This is a genomic window from Flavobacterium plurextorum (assembly GCF_024638035.1).
GTDB classification, from domain to species: Bacteria; Bacteroidota; Bacteroidia; order Flavobacteriales; family Flavobacteriaceae; genus Flavobacterium; species Flavobacterium plurextorum.
Map to the genome: position 1 here is coordinate 1,196,526 of NZ_CP100442.1, position 16,578 is coordinate 1,213,103.

Sequence of the window (16,578 nt, forward strand, 5' to 3'; positions counted from 1 at the left end):
AAATCATTAAATTTGCAACTTATTCAAAGCTATGTTAGAAAAAGAAGTTATAAATTTTGAGAGAACTGCCATTGTTGGTATTGTAACTCAAAATCAAAGTGAGGAAAAACTTAACGAATATTTGGACGAGTTAGAGTTTTTAACTTTTACCGCTGGTGGTGAAGTTATAAAACGTTTTTCGCAAAAAATGGAGCGTCCAAACCCGAAGACATTTGTTGGTACGGGAAAAATTGATGAGATCAATCTTTTTGTAAAAGAAAACAATATATCGACTTTAATTTTTGATGATGAATTGTCGCCATCTCAACAAAAGAATATTTCAAGAATTATCGATTGTAAAATTCTTGACAGAACCAATTTGATTCTGGATATTTTTGCGCAGAGAGCCGAAACTTCATACGCAAGAACTCAGGTAGAATTGGCGCAATGCCAATATTTATTACCAAGACTTTCTGGTTTATGGACACACCTTGAGCGTCAAAAAGGTGGAATTGGTATGCGTGGTCCTGGTGAAACGGAGATTGAAACAGATAGACGTATTGTACGTGATCGTATTTCGCTTTTGAAGGATAAGATCAAAACGATCGACAAACAAATGAGTATTCAAAGAAGTAATCGCGGTGCAATGGTTCGTGTGGCTTTGGTTGGATATACAAACGTTGGAAAATCGACTTTGATGAATGCCATTGGTAAAAGTGATGTTTTTGTCGAAAACAAATTGTTCGCAACATTAGATACTACAGTTCGAAAAGTAGTAATTAAAAATCTGCCATTTTTACTTTCGGATACCGTTGGATTTATTCGAAAACTGCCAACACAATTGGTAGATTCTTTCAAAAGTACACTTGATGAGGTTCGTGAGGCCGATTTACTTTTGCATGTTGTAGATATTTCGCATCCAGATTTTGAAGATCATATCGAATCGGTAAATCAAACTTTACAGGAAATCAAAAGCAATGATAAACCAACAATTATGGTTTTTAATAAAATCGACGCTTATAGACACTTGACTATTGATGAAGATGATTTGATTACTGAAAGAACAAGAAAACATTACACACTTGAGGAATGGAAACAAACTTGGATGAGTAATGTTGGAGAAAATAATACTTTGTTTATTTCGGCAACACAAAAGCAAAATTTTGAAGAATTTAGAGAAATGGTCTACGAAGCAGTTCGTCAGATTCATATAACGAGATTCCCGTACAATAAATTTTTGTATCCAGATTATAAGGATGCAGTTGAAAAGGAAGAAGAGGAGTAGGAATAATTCAGTAAACGCAGAGCGCGTCAAAATTTATTAAAATATCTCCAAAAAATATAAAGTTCGCAAAGCTAAATTTACGTAGAGCTTTGCGAACTTTGTGTTTATATAAAAAACTCGATTTACAAAAAAACGTAGAGTTCTTTGTTCTAAAATACAAGCAGTTTCAAATTAGAATCCAAAATTAACTCCTAAACCAAATACCTCTCTAGTTTGAAGACCTGCAAACGCATTATCATCATAGATGGCTTGGAAGGCTAAGTTTGCTGAAAGGAATTTGTTTATTTTCATAACAATATTCAGCGAGTAATTGATGTCTACATTTTGAGGATCTTCTAAATAATTAGAGTAAAGATTTAAGGTGTTTTCAGCTGTGACATTGGTCATGATTGCTAATTTATAATAAACAGAAGCATAAAAACCTAGTTCGTAACGCATGCTTTTATCAGCATCAACACCAAAATAAGAACCATCAACATATGGCAGACCAGTAAATCTATCGATTCCAGTTGTATAAGCGTTGTCTACAAAAGTGAATTTTGATGTTAGAGGCGCAAAATTTATTTTAAGATTGTCATCTTTAGTCCAGTAAACACCTGGACCTGTAGTAAGATAACCAGGAGACATAAATTTAGTTTGTTCGGTCCTTATTTGCTTTCCATTGGCATCTTTATCATAGATGTAACCAGTAGAAAATTGTGTTCTAAAATTTAGAAAGTATGAGTAATACCATTGCCCAAAAGCTTTTTTTCCGACTATAGAATTGAATTCTAAACGGTCATCTGTTTTCTTTGTGTAGTCATCATTTTTGGTTTGAAGAAGACCGTATGATGCCAAAATTTTGTTATCCCAAGTTAGATCTTCTTTTTTGTAATTGAAATCATAATTGATTCCCAAAGTTCCAGAAAAGCTGTCTTCTCCTCCAGCAATCCAATTGTTAAAGCTTGACTGATTCAGCAAAAGAGACACGGTTCCTTTTGCTTTCCAGCCTTCTTTCTCAATAGTATCATTTATTTTTTTTACCGCTTTTTCGGTATTTTGAATTAATTCTTTTTCTGAATTTTGTGCCTGAACAAAAGTAAAGTTCGCTAAAATGAAGAGTAATAACGTCAGCTTTCTCATAGTTGTTTAGTTTAAGTGTATAAACAAATATACTAAAAAACTGTTAAAAGTACAGGACTTAATCGATCGTAAAAGCAGGTTATTTCTTAGATTCTTTGTATAATGGTACTGCCGAACAAGCTTCGCCATACATTATACTCCTTGCAAATGGCTGTAAATAAGTCGCGGCCAAAATATAAGCACGCATTGGAACTGGTTTTCTTGAGCAGCCTTTTACAATTACAGGTTTGCTTTTGTAGGCTGAATAATCAATTTTACTTAAGATTTCTTCGTATAAACTAGCGTCTAAATCTTCGATAGTTCCATTGACTATTTTTTGGGCATAAGGCGCCAAATGAACACTTACCAAAATCAATGCCCAAGCCGGAACAATAGCATCTGTACTACAATTTACAGCAACATATTGGTCTTGGTATTGCGACCAATCGTGATTTTTAAGGTGTTCTCTAAAGTCTTTTTCTTTTAATAAAAAACCTTCCAAAAGCCATTGCGAAATGTCAATTTGCGTACGGATTCCTTTTGGATAATAATCCTCTAAATCAAAAACTTCTAAAGCACTATTGGCAACTTTATTGATGATTTCTTCCATATGAAAAATGGTTTCGAGTTTGAGGTTTCAAGTTTCAAGTTGCGTAACCTGAAACTTGAAACTTTAAACCTGAAACAAATATTAAAGCATTCCTAATTCTAATTTCGCTTCTTCGCTCATTAAATCTTTACTCCAAGGCGGATCAAAAGTAATTTCAACTTCTACATCTTTGATGTTTTCGATTGTTTTTACTTTTTCTTCAACTTCTCTTGGTAAACTTTCTGCAACTGGGCAGTTTGGAGAAGTTAATGTCATTAGGATTTTTACTTCGTAATCTGTATTTACCATTACATCGTAAATTAATCCTAATTCATAAATATCTACAGGAATCTCAGGATCGTAAATTCCTTTTAAAACTTTTACGATTGATTCTCCTAATTCGTTTGTGTCTATTTCTTGGCTCATTGTTTTTGTTTTTTCAACCATATAAGTTATATAAGTTCATTTAAACATTGTATTTGCTGTGTGTATAACAGCAGGCTTATAATTTCTTATATTACTTTTATGGTTTAAATTTAATTTTGTTTTTTAATCTTCTAGCCAGCGATATAACTCGTTGACGTATGTTTTTTGACCTTCGTGGTAAATATTTGTAACATTAAAATTTATCATTAGCCCAATTGGTGACTTTAAAAGTTTCATATGAGACATTAGTTTTGCAACATGAATCGGTATAATTTGATCGACTGATTTTAGTTCAAGAACTAAACAATTTTCAATAAATAAATCACATCTCAAATCTGATTCTAATTTTAAACCTTTATATTCGACTGGAATTACCAATTCAGATTTAAAATTAATTCCTCGTAACGATAATTTTTTAATCATGCATTGATGGTAAATACTTTCTAAAAGTCCCGCTCCAATACTTTTATGAACCTCAATCGCTGCTCCATTAACTTGATAGATTAAATCCATCAAATATTTCTTTGTTATCATCTGCTTTTTTAGCAATAACAGGCAATAAAAAAGAAAGATAAAGCTTACAATAATTGATTTTCTACCATATAAGTTATATAAGTTCATTTAATTAAGAACCTTATATTTCTGATGCTTTATCATTACAATTAATTTAAGCGCAATACTTAAATTTTCTTACATCGCTTATATGGTTTAAAATCTCTAGTTCTTGTTTTTAGCGTCAAAAGCCAAAGCGTACATTTTGATGTTTTTGATCATCGAAACCAAACCGTTGGCGCGTGTTGCAGATAAATGTTCTTTTAAACCAATTTCATCAATAAAATCAGTGTCAGCATTTATAATGTCTTCTGCTTTTTGATTGGAGAAAGCACGAATTAAAATTGCGATTATTCCTTTTGTCAAAATAGCATCACTATCAGCAGTAAAAACAATTTTGTCATCTTTTTGTTCGCCTTGAAGCCAAACTTTAGATTGACATCCTTTGATTAAATTCTCATCGGTTTTGTATTCTTCTTTAATTAATGGAAGACTTTTTCCTAGTTCGATGATGTATTCATAACGCTGCATCCAGTCGTCGAACATTGAAAATTCGTCTATTATTTCGTTTTGAATTTCTTTTATTGTCATAATTATTCTTTAGCAAAATCGACCAGTAAATTAACCAGTTTTTCTATTTCCTTTGGCGGAAAACCATTGTCGAAACCTTTTGTTTCGTAGGTTTTTTGATTTTGAGTTATTTTTAAATTTCCAATAGCAGCGCCGTCATAAAAACGTTTTTCTGTTGGAGCTTTCAAATTTGGAATATTTTCTAAATTTATTTTCGAAAATTCAGCTGCAATTTGTTTCCATTTTGCATCATCAATTTTTATTTCTGCAGCTTCCGCATTTCTGCCGTTAGTAACTGTTGCTGTTTTATTTTGAACAATTATCTTTTTGTAAATTCCTCTTGAAACAGCAGTATACTCTAATTGCGTTTTGATCATATCTGCATTTTTTTGACTGGAGCAGCTTGTTCCAATAAAAAGGGTTAAGAGTAATAAAGATAATATTCTCATACAAAAGGTTTTTAGCTCAGCATTGTTTGCGCTTTCTTAACTGCATCCACCATTAGATCAATTTCTTCTTTGGTATTATAAAAAGAAAAAGAAGCACGAATCGTTCCTGGAATGCAGAAGAAATTCATAATTGGCTGTGCACAGTGATGTCCAGTTCTAACCGCAATTCCTAATTTGTCGATAATAGAACCAATATCATACGGGTGAATTCCATCAATATTAAATGAAACCACAGAAGCTTTATTTTTTCCAGTTCCGTAGATTTTTAAACCTTCAATTTCAGATAAACGCTTTGTAGCATATTCTAAAAGTTCGTGTTCATATTCCTGAATATTTTCGAAACCTATGTTATTTAAATAATCAATAGCAGTTCCTAAAACAATTCCACCAGCAATATTTGGAGTTCCGGCTTCAAATTTATGTGGAAGATCAGCATAAGTAGTTTTCTCGAAAGTAACTTCTTTGATCATCTCGCCGCCGCCTTGATAAGGAGGAAGTTTATTTAACCATTCTTCTTTTCCATATAAAATTCCTGTTCCAGTTGGACCACACATTTTATGTCCTGAAAAAGCATAAAAATCACAATCTAATTCCTGAACATCTGGTTTTAAATGTGGAACGGCCTGAGCACCGTCAATTAAAACGGCAGCGCCAACAGCATGTGCCTTATCAATAATATACTTAATTGGATTAATGATTCCCAGTGCGTTCGAAATATGATTTACAGTAACCACTTTTGTTTTTTCTGAAAGCAAAGCATCAAATTCTTCGATGATTAATTCTCCATTTTCATTCATCGGAATTACTTTCAAAACAGCTCCCGTTTTTTCACATAACATTTGCCAAGGCACAATATTACTATGATGCTCTAGTGAAGAAACAATTACTTCGTCGCCTGATTTCAAGATTGAAGCAAAACCATTTGTAACTAAGTTAATTCCGTGCGTAGTTCCCGAAGTAAAAAGTACTTCGTGAGCGTGTTTTGCATTTATATGATCTTTTACTTTGCCACGAGAAATCTCGTAAGCATCAGTAGCTAATTGGCTTAAAGTGTGAACGCCACGGTGAATATTGGCGTTTATTTCTTGATAATATTTTACTTCGGCATCAATTACGATTTGTGGTTTTTGCGAAGTAGCTCCGTTGTCGAAATATACTAAAGGTTTTCCGTTTACTTTTTGTGAAAGTATCGGAAAATCAGCTCTAATTTTTTGAATATCTAGCATGTCTTATTTAGAAAAAATCTATTTACAAAAGTACTAAAACAAAATTGTTTTATACGGCAATTCTATAATTTCCTTTTATAGCACCATTGTTAGAAGGCTTAAATGCTGATTCCTTAAAAATCAATTCAGTTTTCTGAATTATCCGAAACATATTTGTAAATTGAGTTCTAAAATCGTGAACATAAATTATTTATATTGCATAAAAATATCTAAATAGTCATGAAAAAGTTTCTTAAAGTATTTCTGCTTGTTTTGGTTCTTGCATTTTTGTATTTCGGATTTACAACTTATCCGAAACTTGATTTGATTTCTGGTTTCTCGGCCAAAAGTGTCGCGTCAGGACATTTTATCGATAACCGTCCATTGGATTTAATTGAAAAAACAGACAATGATATCGATATGATTGATTTGGCTAAAAATTCAATAGATGATGCTGGAAAATTTGCAGTTTCATCTGTTTATGGACTGAAAGAAAGAAAAGTAATTTACAGAGAAGGTTTGGGAGCTTTATTAATCAATGATGATTTTGATATTTCGAAACCGTATTTACTTCCTAAAAGAACAAAATTAGTTAGTAATCTTCCTTTTCCTTACGGGAATAATGAACCAAAAGATTCTGCTTTCGCGAATGTTGATTATTTAAAATTAAAAAAAGCCGTTGACGATTCTTTTGATAAAGATGGCGGGAAAAAGAAAAGAACTCGTGCCGTTGTTGTTTTATATAAAGACAAATTAATTGCCGAAAAATACGATACGGGTTTTAATAAAGACAGTAAAATTTTAGGCTGGTCGATGACAAAAAGCATTACAAGTTCGGCTTTTGGGGTTTTGGCGAAACAAGGAAAAATTGATATTTATAAACCAGCACCAATCAAAGAATGGCAAAATGATGAACGCAAAAATATTACCGTAAATGATTTGCTTCATATGAATTCTGGTTTAGAATGGGAAGAGAATTACAGCACAATCTGCGATGCCACACAAATGCTTTTCCAGTCTGAAGATATGGGAAAAGTACAAATGGATAAACCAGCGAAATTTAAACCAAACACACATTGGTATTATTCATCAGGAACAACCAATTTATTATCTCGAATTTTAAGAAGCCAATTTAAAACGCAGCAAGAATATCTTGATTTTTGGTACAGCGCCGTAATCGACAAAATCGGAATGAACTCGATGATTGTAGAGCAAGATATGTCGGGAACTTTTGTAGGTTCGTCTTACGGATGGGCAACGCCAAGAGACTGGTCAAAATTTGGATTGTTATATCTTCATAAGGGAAACTGGAATGGCGAACAAATCTTAGATGAAAGCTGGGTAAAATATACAGCAACTCCAACGAATACTTCTGAAGGAAAATATGGAGCGCAATTTTGGCTGAATGCCGGAGGAAAATTTCCAGATGTTCCTCGTGATATGTTTTATTGCAGTGGTTACCAAGGACAAATGGTGGCGATTATTCCGTCTTTGGATATGGTTATTGTGAGAATGGGAGTGAAGGAAGAAGAACCTGGATTTGATTTTAATGGGTTTCTAAAAGAGATAATTTTATCTATTAAAAAGTAAAAGACTGTTATGATAGATGAAATAAAGAAATCGATAAATTCTATTTTTGAAGAAAGAGTATCAAGTCCTTTTTATGGAACTTTAATTATTTCTTGGTTGATTTGGAATTGGAAAATAGTCTACTTGACTTTTTTTGTTGATCAAGATAAATTAGATAAGATTAAAATAGATTTTATAATGGACAATTATAATGATGTATGGCATTTGGTTTATTTTCCTTTAATTTCAACATTTACATTAATAACAATTATTCCTTTTTTAACAAATGGAGCATACTGGCTAGATTTGAAATTTACTACTTGGAGAGTCAATCAAAAGAATGAAATAGAAGGGAAGAGACTTTTAACTTTAGAACAATCAATTAAACTTCGTTCAGAATTACGAGAATTAGAAGAAAGCTTTGATAAATTGTTAGAAAAGAAAAATGAAGAAATAAAAGTATTAAAAGATCAATTTGAAACTAGTAGCATAAAAGATGTTTCTCAACCTTCCACAAGAAAAACTTCAAAAGGGACTAATTATTCAATAAGTGATTATAGAAGTTTACAAAGTAATGGAAAAGCTTTTATGCATTTTTCGGAAATAGTTAAATCTATAAAAAGTACAAATCAATTTCCTGAAAAACTTGAGGAAGATGTAAAAGAATATTATTTAGTAAATGAAATAATATATGGTCAAAATGATGGTTATAACGGAAAAGATTACTTTCTTACATTTAAGGGAGAGCAGATGTATAAAGAGTTTTTTAATAATAATTTTAAGTAATTTATTTTCTTAAAAGATAGTTTACAAGAAACCCGACAGGTTTTTAAAAACCTGTCGGGTTTGAATATCAGATAATAGAATTTTTTACAAATCAAATCCTAAATTCACGCCTAATTTCATGGCAATGATTTTAGTAATTCTTTGTTTTAATTCTGGTATTTTGATGCTCTCGATAACGGCATTTGAAAATGCGTACATCAATAAAGCTTTTGCTTCTTTTTGCGGAATACCACGAGATTGCATGTAGAACATTGCTGTTTCATCAAGTTGTCCAATAGTACAACCGTGAGAACATTTTACGTCATCAGCAAAAATTTCTAATTGTGGTTTTGCATTGATAGTTGCTTTATCGCTCAATAAAATGTTATTACTTTTTTGGAAAGCATTTGTTTTTTGAGCTTCTCTATTTACTAAAATTTTTCCGTTGAAAACTCCTGTTGAACGATCAGAGAAAATTCCTTTATAATCCTGAAAACTTTCGCAGTTTGGCTGTGCATGGTTTACCAAAGTATAATGGTCAACGTGTTGTTTGTCGCTTAGAATAGAGATTCCGTTAAGCGTACTTGTCAATCTTTCACCAAAGTGATAAAAGTTCAAGTTGTTACGAGTCAAATTTCCTCCAAAAGAGAAAGTGTGCACATAAGCATGACTTTCCTGTTGTTGCGAAACGTAAGTGTTGTCAATTAAATTGGCTTCACTATTATCGTTTTGAATTTTATAATAATCAACAATAGCACGTTTTTGAGCAAAAATCTCAGTAACTGAATTGGTTAAAACCGGATTTTCATTCAAACTTTGGTGACGCTCAATAATTTGAACATGTGAATTTTCGCCCACAATAATCAAATTTCTTGGCTGTACCATTAATGCAGCTTCACTTCCAGTTGAGAAATACATAATTTCAATTGGTTTATCGGCTACTTTTTTCTTCGGAATATTGATAAACGCACCTTCCATTGCAAAAGCAGTATTCAATGAAGTCAAGCTGTCATCTTTACTTGCGATATGATTGAAATAGGTATCAATAATCATTTTATATTTTGGTTTGGTCAATGCTGATGACATTAAGCAAACATCAATTCCGTCGTGTGTTGTAGAAGACAAATGCGAACTAAATACGCCATCGACAAATACTAATTTATAAGTGTCGATTTCGTGTAAAAAGTATTTTTTTACCTGACTGAATTCGATTGCATTTTCCTGCTTTGGAAAAACCGAAAAGTCATTTTTTAAGATGGCATTTAGCGATGTATATTTCCAAGCTTCTTCTTTTTTGGTTGGGAAACCTTTATTTTCGAAGTTTTTTAAAGCATTTGTACGTATGTCATGTAAATCTGAATGTACATCGACACGCTCTTCAAAAGCCATAAAAGACGATACTAATTTTTCTTTTAAATCCATTTTGTTTTTGTTTCCTTCGGTGTTTCAGGTTTCAAGTTTCATGTTGCCTATTGAAACTTGTTCCCTTTGAAATCTTTTTTATTTAAATAAGTGATAGAGTTTTTTATTTTACCGCTTAAATTTTCATAATCTGTTTTTAAAACTTCGAATTTTTGTTTGGAAATATATTCAAAATCAAAAACCCGATATAATTGAGATCTTGCTTCTCCTGCCGAACCTTTTGCAATTGATAAAAATTGTCGAAATTCTAAATTTCCATCTCTTTCAAATCCTTCAGCAATATTATCCATTACTGAACCCGAAGAAGCTTTTATTTGATTTTTGAATCTGAGATCTGATCTTAACTCTGTATGAGCTGCAATAAGATGAATTTCTTTTGCTAATCGTCGAGCTTCTTTCCAGATTTCTAAATCCTCAAATCGAGTTATTGTTGCCATAATTTCTGCTTTAGTAATTTTAAGTTTAAACTTACAAAATATAGTTTAACTTGAAACTAAAAAAACATGAAACCTGAAACAAATTTTAGTTTTCTGCCTTGATCCAGTCGTATCCTTTTTCTTCCAGTTCGTAAGCCAATTCTTTTCCTCCAGATTTTACAATTCTTCCGTTGTAAAGAACGTGAACGAAATCAGGAACGATATAATCTAGTAAACGTTGGTAGTGTGTGATAACGATAATTGCATTTTTGTCGCTTTTTAATTTGTTTACACCATTTGCAACAATTCTTAAAGCATCGATATCAAGACCAGAATCGGTTTCGTCAAGGATAGCTAATTTTGGTTCCAACATTGCCATTTGAAAAATCTCGTTTCTTTTTTTCTCTCCTCCAGAAAAACCTTCGTTTAAAGAACGAGATAAAAATTTACGATCGATTTCTAATAATTCAGATTTCTCACGAATTACTTTCAGCATTTCGTTTGCTGGCATTTCTTCTTGACCGTTTGCTTTACGAGTTTCGTTGATTGCAGTTTTCATAAAGTTAGTTACACTAACTCCAGGAATTTCTACAGGATATTGAAACGAAAGGAAAACTCCTTTGTGTGCTCTTTCTTCTGGAGCTAAATCTGCAAGATCTTCTCCGTCAAGGAAAACTTCTCCGTCTGTAACTTCGTAGTTTTCGTTTCCTGCAATAACAGCAGAAAGTGTACTTTTTCCAGAACCGTTTGGTCCCATGATAGCATGTACTTCGCCAGCTTTAACTTCTATATTAATTCCTTTTAGGATTTCTTTATCACCAATTGAGGCGTGAAGGTTTTTTATTGATAACATTGTTTTTTATTTTATATAAATGTCAATTCTATTTTTGTTGTTTGGTTTAGGATATTGGCATTAAAATGCGCGTGACCTAAATATTCCATGCCTAAATAATCGGCAGTTTTTTTAAACGGAATGTAAAAACTTTCTTCGATTTCATTGTCGTGTGAATTTGATATCACGCCAATTTTTTTTCCTCTAAGTTTTCTTCCGGTTTCTTTTTCGATTCGGATTAAATCTGAAAACCGATCAAAAAAGACCTTCATAATTCCGCTCATATTATACCAATAAATTGGCGTTGCAAAAATGAAAGTATCATGATTTTCGATAATCTTTTTAATCAAAGGCAAAAAATCATCTTCTATATTTTTGCTTTCGTAATCATAATAAGAAATATTATAATCACTTAGATTTACTACGTCAATATTGTATTCTTTCGAAATTTCATCTATAATTTTGGTTGTATTTCCATTTTTTCGGGAAGAACCTAAAATGATGACTTTTTTATTTTCCATCTTGAAATTATCCTACAGAACCTTCTAAAGAAATCTCTAATAATTTTTGCGCTTCAACTGCAAATTCCATTGGAAGTTTGTTTAATACATCTTTACTGAAACCATTTACAATTAAGGCAATCGCTTTTTCAGTTGGAATACCTCTTTGGTTGCAATAAAAAACTTGATCTTCTCCAATTTTACTTGTCGTTGCTTCGTGTTCAATTTTTGCTGATGGATTTTTACTTTCGATATAAGGAAAAGTATGTGCTCCACAATTATTTCCCATTAACAATGAATCACATTGTGAAAAGTTTCTTGCATTCTCTGCTCTTGGCGAGATTTGCACTAAACCACGGTAACTGTTTTGTGATTTACCAGCCGAGATGCCTTTAGAAATAATAGTCGATTTAGTGTTTTTTCCTAAATGGATCATTTTTGTTCCAGTATCAGCTTGTTGATAGTTATTGGTAACGGCAATCGAATAAAATTCTCCAACCGAATTGTCTCCTTTAAGTACACAAGAAGGATATTTCCAAGTTACAGCAGAACCTGTTTCAACTTGTGTCCAAGAAATTTTAGCGTTCGTTTCGCATAAACCTCTTTTGGTTACAAAGTTGTAAACCCCGCCTTTTCCTTCTTTGTTTCCAGGAAACCAGTTTTGAACGGTAGAATATTTAATTTCAGCATCATCAAGAGCGATTAATTCAACTACAGCAGCGTGTAATTGGTTTTCGTCACGGCTTGGTGCGGTACATCCTTCTAAATAAGAAACGTAACTTCCTGCATCTGCAATAACCAGCGTTCTTTCGAATTGTCCAGTTCCTGCTTGATTGATTCTAAAATAAGTTGAAAGTTCCATTGGGCAGCGAACGCCTTTTGGAATATAACAGAAACTTCCGTCAGAGAAAACTGCTGAGTTTAATGCTGCATAGAAGTTGTCTTTTTGAGGTACAACAGTTCCTAAATATTTTTTTACTAATTCAGGATGCTCTTTGATAGCTTCAGAAATTGGACAGAAAATAATTCCTTTTTCAGCCAAAGTTTTCTTGAAAGTTGTAGCTACCGAAACAGAATCGACAACAATATCCATAGCGACATTGTTCATCATTTTTTGCTCATCAACAGAGATTCCTAGTTTTTTGTACATTTCTAACAATTCTGGATCAACATCGTCCAAAGTTTTGTTAGGATCTACTTGTTTTGGAGCTGAATAATAAGAAATTGCCTGAAAATCTGGTTTTTCGTAATGAACATTTGCCCATTCCGGCTCAATCATTTCTTTCCATGCACGAAAAGCCTCAATGCGCCAATCCGTCATCCATTCAGGTTCTTCTTTTTTAAGAGAAATAGCTCTTACAATTTCTTCGTTTAAGCCAATAGGAAAGGTTTCAGATTCTATATTGGTATAAAATCCGTATTCATATTCTTTAGTTTCGAGTTCGATTTTTAAATCGTCTTCAGTGTATTTGCTCATTATATTTTTATTGTCTAAAAGATTGAAAGTCTAAAGTTTGAAAGTCAATCGAAGTCTTTAATGACTTTGCGACTTTCTACTTTTAACTAAAGAGAAAATGATTCTCCGCAGCCGCAAGTTCTGCTGGCATTTGGATTGTTGAAAACAAATCCTTTTCCGTTTAATCCGCCTGAAAATTCAAGAATTGTTCCGGCTAAATATAGGAATGATTTTTTTTCAACTGCTATTTGTATGTCATTATCTACGAATACTTTATCATCGTCGCCTTTGGTTTTGTCAAATTTTAAATCATAAGACAAACCAGAGCATCCACCACTTTTTACGCCTACTCTTACGTAGTCGTTTGCGGCGTCAAAACCATCATCAGTCATCAAATCGATGATTTTCTTTTTGGCTGTATCAGAAACCTTTATCATTGTTTATGGTATTTGTTTTTAAAAGATCATTTAAAATCGCATCTAAATAGTAATCAAAATATTACATTAAATAAAATGCCAATTTCTCTGTTCAAATGAAATTGTCTGCAAAGATACGACTTAAAAACCTTTTTCCATAGCGGTTCACATTATTATAACAAATGTTAAAATAGATAGAATTTATTTTGCTGAAAACAGAGCAAAAATGTATCTCTTTTTTTTTACAGTGAATCTGTTTGTTGAACGAAAAGGTTGATGATTTTTGTGAATTTTTGCGATTCTCGCATTTTAATGGCAAATAAAGTTAAAAACCGTATTTGTACTTATTGTAACTGCTGTTATATTGTTATTTTTGTAATTAATTGTGAGTAATTATGAAAAAACAGTATATGAATAAGTGGGTAAAGCCACTTTTTGCAGTATTTTTTGTTTTTGGAATAGGAGCTACATTCTTTATTTTTAGTAGTGAATTAAAGGAAAGTGCCAAAGATGCTGAGACTCCTTCGATTAAAACTAATCTTGCAGAGCCAAGTAAGGAATCTACAGCGCAAAAAAACATTATCGATTCTTTGAATGTTCTAAAACAGCAATACGATTTAGCTATTCTAGAAAAGACTTCATTATCAAACCAATTGGAGCTTGAACGAAAAAATGTCGAAAACTTAATGGAGATTATTAAAGCTTCAAAAAATCCTTCGATTACTCAGATTCAAATTTATAGAAAACAACTTTTAGATTTAAAAACAACATTAGAATCTAAAGGTTTAGAAATTAAAAGTCTCAAATCTCAAAACCAAAATCTACTTACTGAAATTGAGTCTCAAAATGTTGTGATGTATCAGCAAAAGGCGCAAAATGACACTTTGATTTTGAAGCAAAAAAAACTAGAGTCGACTATAAAGGATGCTTCAAGGTTATCATCAAATAATTTTAAGGTTATTGCATTAAGAGAGAATAGCTCTGGAAAGGAACTAGAGACTGAAAAAGCTAAACACACAAAAAAACTCAGAGTCAGCTTTTCTATCAATGGAAATTCAGTAGCTAAAACAGGAAAAAAGATTTTTTATATTCAGGTTTTAGATCAAAAAAATAAAGTTTTAGGAGAAGACAAATTAATTGAATTTGGAAATGATAAAGCTTTGGTTTATAGTTTTATCGTGGCAGTGGATTTTCAAGGAAAACCTGTTAATGTTTACGGAGTTTTAAATGCTGATGAGAATGATTTTAAAAAAGGAACTTATTTTGTTAACTTTTTTGATAAGCAAGAAATCATGGGAAGCACTTCGATTACTTTAGAATAAAGGGTTGGGAGTTTTTAAATAGAATTTGTAGCATAAAGGAAATTGATTTCCTAGCTTTGTTTTCTTATTAGAAATTTATACTCATGAAACTTTACCCAATAGAATCAGGAAATTTTAAGTTAGATGGCGGTGCAATGTTTGGTGTTGTGCCTAAAACAATTTGGAACAAAACGAATCCTGCAGATGATAATAATCTTATCGATATAGCCGCACGTTGTTTGTTGATTGAAGATGGAAATCGTTTGATTTTAATTGATACCGGAATGGGGGATAAACAATCAGAAAAGTTTTTTGGTTATTATTCACTTTGGGGATCTCATTCGATTGATAAATCTTTGGCAAAATATGGTTTCCATAGAGATGATATTACCGATGTTTTTATGACGCATTTACATTTTGATCATTGCGGAGGAAGTGTTCAGTGGAATTCTGATAAAACTTTTTATGAGCCGGCTTTTAAAAATGCAAAGTTTTGGACAAATGAAAATCATTGGGAATGGGCTACAAAGCCAAATGCGCGTGAAAAAGCTTCTTTTCTTTCGGAAAACATTTTACCAATGCAGGAAAGCGGTCAGTTGAATTTTATAAAACGTCCTGAAAGTGATTTTGCATTTTCTGAAGAAATGAATTTCGGAATTTTCTTTGTTGATGGTCATACCGAAAAACAGATGATTCCACATATCCAATATCAGGATAAAACCATCGTTTTTTGCGCTGATTTATTAGCTACAGCGGGACATATTCCGTTACCGTACGTAATGGGTTACGATACGCGTCCATTATTGACAATGCCTGAAAAATCAAAATTTTTGAATGCCGCTGCTGACAATAATTATTATTTGTTTTTAGAACACGATGCACATAATCAAATTATAACGGTTGAACATACCGAGAAAGGTGTTCGTTTGAAAGATGTTTTTACCTGCGAAGAGGTTCTTTAATATTATGTTTAAAACATAAAAAATCCCGTTTTCAATTGAATGAAAACGGGATTTTTAGTTTAACTAATTGTAATTATTTAAAGGTTAGTTGGTTTTAAATTTCCAAATCTGTCCAACAGTTTCTCCTCCTTTGTTGTCTTTTACGACAATTTTCCAGAAGTACTCTTTTGTGGCGTCAAGTGTAACATCAAATGATGAAACGCTTATATTCTCGGCAACTTTTGCTGTTGGAGGATTAGTTGTTCCAAAATACACATCGTAAGTTAGAAGATCACCTGCGTCAACATCAGAAGCTTTCCATTTTAAAGAAGCTGTTGCTGTACTTAAAGCAGAATTTATTGCTGGCTGAACTAATTCTGGAGCAAATGGTAAATGATTCACAACAGCAGTTCCTGCAGTATAAAATTTAAAAATTGCAGAGTAAGCACTAGATAAACCTTTGCTGTCTGAAGCCTGTACTCTCCAATAATATGCAGTATTTTTCTCTAATGTAAGAGAAGAGGTAATGGTTGAGTTGTTAAGCGTATTAACAATTTGATTAAATCCATTATCTTTTGCAACTTGAATTTGATAAACAATCGGATCTTTTTCAGTATCAGTAGATTGATTCCATTGTAAAGAAACAGTATTGTCTAAACATAATTTACCATCAGTTGGAGATACTAACACAGGAACTGTAGGTGCCGTATTTGTAACTGGAGGAGTAACAGGATCGTCTCCGCCGCCTCCGCCGCATGCTGCAAACAAAAAACTAATGATTGATAGGTATATAAATTTCTTCAT

19 protein-coding genes are annotated in these 16,578 nt (G+C 32.3%); 5 read left to right on the forward strand and 14 right to left on the reverse strand.

Annotated features, from left to right (window positions below):
• Positions 1-31 precede the first annotated feature (31 nt).
• A complete protein-coding gene (hflX, locus tag NLG42_RS05585) occupies positions 32-1,264 on the forward strand; it encodes a GTPase HflX (RefSeq protein ID WP_257683221.1) in 1,233 nt (410 codons plus the stop codon).
• A gap of 171 nt (positions 1,265-1,435) precedes the next feature.
• Here the strand turns inward: hflX and NLG42_RS05590 are convergent, their stop codons facing one another.
• From NLG42_RS05590 to NLG42_RS05620, 7 genes are all read right to left on the reverse strand, one after another.
• On the reverse strand, positions 1,436-2,386 hold the full coding sequence (locus tag NLG42_RS05590; RefSeq protein WP_099717782.1) for a DUF3078 domain-containing protein: 951 nt from the start codon (positions 2,384-2,386) through the stop codon (positions 1,436-1,438).
• A 79-nt stretch (positions 2,387-2,465) separates the two neighbouring features.
• On the reverse strand, positions 2,466-2,975 hold the full coding sequence (locus tag NLG42_RS05595) for a DUF2480 family protein (protein WP_257683222.1): 510 nt from the start codon (positions 2,973-2,975) through the stop codon (positions 2,466-2,468).
• Between the two features lie 81 nt (positions 2,976-3,056).
• A complete protein-coding gene (locus NLG42_RS05600) occupies positions 3,057-3,380 on the reverse strand; it encodes an SUF system Fe-S cluster assembly protein (protein WP_089058970.1) in 324 nt (107 codons plus the stop codon).
• Between the two features lie 123 nt (positions 3,381-3,503).
• Positions 3,504-3,914: a GxxExxY protein gene (locus NLG42_RS05605; RefSeq protein ID WP_257683223.1), complete on the reverse strand. Its 411-nt coding sequence runs from the start codon at positions 3,912-3,914 to the stop codon at positions 3,504-3,506.
• Between the two features lie 183 nt (positions 3,915-4,097).
• On the reverse strand, positions 4,098-4,523 hold the full coding sequence (locus tag NLG42_RS05610; protein WP_089058959.1) for a SufE family protein: 426 nt from the start codon (positions 4,521-4,523) through the stop codon (positions 4,098-4,100).
• Positions 4,524-4,525: 2 nt separating this feature from the next.
• Entirely contained in the window at positions 4,526-4,951 is a 426-nt protein-coding gene (locus tag NLG42_RS05615; protein ID WP_257683224.1) for a protein kinase family protein, read from the reverse strand.
• Positions 4,952-4,962: 11 nt separating this feature from the next.
• Entirely contained in the window at positions 4,963-6,177 is a 1,215-nt protein-coding gene (locus tag NLG42_RS05620; protein ID WP_089058961.1) for an aminotransferase class V-fold PLP-dependent enzyme, read from the reverse strand.
• A 219-nt stretch (positions 6,178-6,396) separates the two neighbouring features.
• Between NLG42_RS05620 and NLG42_RS05625 the strand changes: the two genes are divergently transcribed.
• Together NLG42_RS05625 and NLG42_RS05630 are read left to right on the forward strand one after the other, a co-directional pair.
• Positions 6,397-7,746 (forward strand): serine hydrolase domain-containing protein, encoded by a 1,350-nt coding sequence (locus NLG42_RS05625; protein WP_257683225.1) that lies wholly within the window; start codon positions 6,397-6,399, stop codon positions 7,744-7,746.
• Between the two features lie 9 nt (positions 7,747-7,755).
• Positions 7,756-8,511, forward strand: a complete 756-nt coding sequence (locus NLG42_RS05630) for a hypothetical protein (protein WP_257683226.1) — start codon at positions 7,756-7,758, stop codon at positions 8,509-8,511.
• Between the two features lie 84 nt (positions 8,512-8,595).
• Here NLG42_RS05630 and sufD read toward each other — a convergent pair whose 3' ends face one another.
• From sufD to NLG42_RS05660, 6 genes are all read right to left on the reverse strand, one after another.
• On the reverse strand, positions 8,596-9,912 hold the full coding sequence (gene sufD / locus NLG42_RS05635) for a Fe-S cluster assembly protein SufD (RefSeq protein WP_257683227.1): 1,317 nt from the start codon (positions 9,910-9,912) through the stop codon (positions 8,596-8,598).
• A gap of 47 nt (positions 9,913-9,959) precedes the next feature.
• A complete protein-coding gene (locus NLG42_RS05640; RefSeq protein ID WP_257683228.1) occupies positions 9,960-10,349 on the reverse strand; it encodes a four helix bundle protein in 390 nt (129 codons plus the stop codon).
• Positions 10,350-10,434: 85 nt separating this feature from the next.
• Positions 10,435-11,181 carry a Fe-S cluster assembly ATPase SufC gene (sufC, locus tag NLG42_RS05645; RefSeq protein WP_089053659.1) on the reverse strand — a complete coding sequence of 249 codons (747 nt, stop codon included), beginning with the start codon at positions 11,179-11,181 and terminating at the stop codon, positions 10,435-10,437.
• Positions 11,182-11,192: 11 nt separating this feature from the next.
• Complete coding sequence (locus tag NLG42_RS05650) at positions 11,193-11,681, reverse strand: flavodoxin family protein (RefSeq protein WP_089059728.1); 489 nt, start codon at positions 11,679-11,681, stop codon at positions 11,193-11,195.
• A gap of 7 nt (positions 11,682-11,688) precedes the next feature.
• Entirely contained in the window at positions 11,689-13,137 is a 1,449-nt protein-coding gene (gene sufB / locus NLG42_RS05655) for a Fe-S cluster assembly protein SufB (protein WP_089059727.1), read from the reverse strand.
• A gap of 86 nt (positions 13,138-13,223) precedes the next feature.
• The gene (locus NLG42_RS05660; RefSeq protein WP_073483816.1) at positions 13,224-13,553 is read right to left on the reverse strand and encodes a HesB/IscA family protein; all 330 of its coding nucleotides are present in this window, start codon (positions 13,551-13,553) and stop codon (positions 13,224-13,226) included.
• A 389-nt stretch (positions 13,554-13,942) separates the two neighbouring features.
• Here NLG42_RS05660 and NLG42_RS05665 point away from each other — a divergent pair, with 389 nt between their 5' ends.
• Together NLG42_RS05665 and NLG42_RS05670 are read left to right on the forward strand one after the other, a co-directional pair.
• A complete protein-coding gene (locus tag NLG42_RS05665; RefSeq protein WP_257683229.1) occupies positions 13,943-14,854 on the forward strand; it encodes a hypothetical protein in 912 nt (303 codons plus the stop codon).
• Between the two features lie 83 nt (positions 14,855-14,937).
• Positions 14,938-15,795, forward strand: coding sequence for an MBL fold metallo-hydrolase (locus NLG42_RS05670; RefSeq protein ID WP_089059725.1), 858 nt, complete (start codon positions 14,938-14,940; stop codon positions 15,793-15,795).
• A gap of 84 nt (positions 15,796-15,879) precedes the next feature.
• On the opposite strand, the gene NLG42_RS05675 is transcribed toward NLG42_RS05670, so the two are convergent.
• Positions 15,880-16,578: a fibronectin type III domain-containing protein gene (locus NLG42_RS05675; protein ID WP_257683230.1), complete on the reverse strand. Its 699-nt coding sequence runs from the start codon at positions 16,576-16,578 to the stop codon at positions 15,880-15,882.

Coding starts and splice junctions, on each gene's coding strand:
- NLG42_RS05620 (WP_089058961.1), bottom strand. CDS start 6,177: ATGCTAGATATTCAAAAAATTAGAGCTGATTTTCCGATACTTTCACAA.
- sufD (WP_257683227.1), bottom strand. CDS start 9,912: ATGGATTTAAAAGAAAAATTAGTATCGTCTTTTATGGCTTTTGAAGAG.
- NLG42_RS05640 (WP_257683228.1), bottom strand. CDS start 10,349: ATGGCAACAATAACTCGATTTGAGGATTTAGAAATCTGGAAAGAAGCT.
- NLG42_RS05600 (WP_089058970.1), bottom strand. CDS start 3,380: ATGAGCCAAGAAATAGACACAAACGAATTAGGAGAATCAATCGTAAAA.
- sufC (WP_089053659.1), bottom strand. CDS start 11,181: ATGTTATCAATAAAAAACCTTCACGCCTCAATTGGTGATAAAGAAATC.
- NLG42_RS05625 (WP_257683225.1), top strand. CDS start 6,397: ATGAAAAAGTTTCTTAAAGTATTTCTGCTTGTTTTGGTTCTTGCATTT.
- hflX (WP_257683221.1), top strand. CDS start 32: ATGTTAGAAAAAGAAGTTATAAATTTTGAGAGAACTGCCATTGTTGGT.
- NLG42_RS05610 (WP_089058959.1), bottom strand. CDS start 4,523: ATGACAATAAAAGAAATTCAAAACGAAATAATAGACGAATTTTCAATG.
- sufB (WP_089059727.1), bottom strand. CDS start 13,137: ATGAGCAAATACACTGAAGACGATTTAAAAATCGAACTCGAAACTAAA.
- NLG42_RS05615 (WP_257683224.1), bottom strand. CDS start 4,951: ATGAGAATATTATCTTTATTACTCTTAACCCTTTTTATTGGAACAAGC.
- NLG42_RS05650 (WP_089059728.1), bottom strand. CDS start 11,681: ATGGAAAATAAAAAAGTCATCATTTTAGGTTCTTCCCGAAAAAATGGA.
- NLG42_RS05670 (WP_089059725.1), top strand. CDS start 14,938: ATGAAACTTTACCCAATAGAATCAGGAAATTTTAAGTTAGATGGCGGT.
- NLG42_RS05660 (WP_073483816.1), bottom strand. CDS start 13,553: ATGATAAAGGTTTCTGATACAGCCAAAAAGAAAATCATCGATTTGATG.
- NLG42_RS05665 (WP_257683229.1), top strand. CDS start 13,943: ATGAATAAGTGGGTAAAGCCACTTTTTGCAGTATTTTTTGTTTTTGGA.
- NLG42_RS05590 (WP_099717782.1), bottom strand. CDS start 2,386: ATGAGAAAGCTGACGTTATTACTCTTCATTTTAGCGAACTTTACTTTT.
- NLG42_RS05605 (WP_257683223.1), bottom strand. CDS start 3,914: ATGATAACAAAGAAATATTTGATGGATTTAATCTATCAAGTTAATGGA.
- NLG42_RS05675 (WP_257683230.1), bottom strand. CDS start 16,578: ATGAAGAAATTTATATACCTATCAATCATTAGTTTTTTGTTTGCAGCA.
- NLG42_RS05630 (WP_257683226.1), top strand. CDS start 7,756: ATGATAGATGAAATAAAGAAATCGATAAATTCTATTTTTGAAGAAAGA.
- NLG42_RS05595 (WP_257683222.1), bottom strand. CDS start 2,975: ATGGAAGAAATCATCAATAAAGTTGCCAATAGTGCTTTAGAAGTTTTT.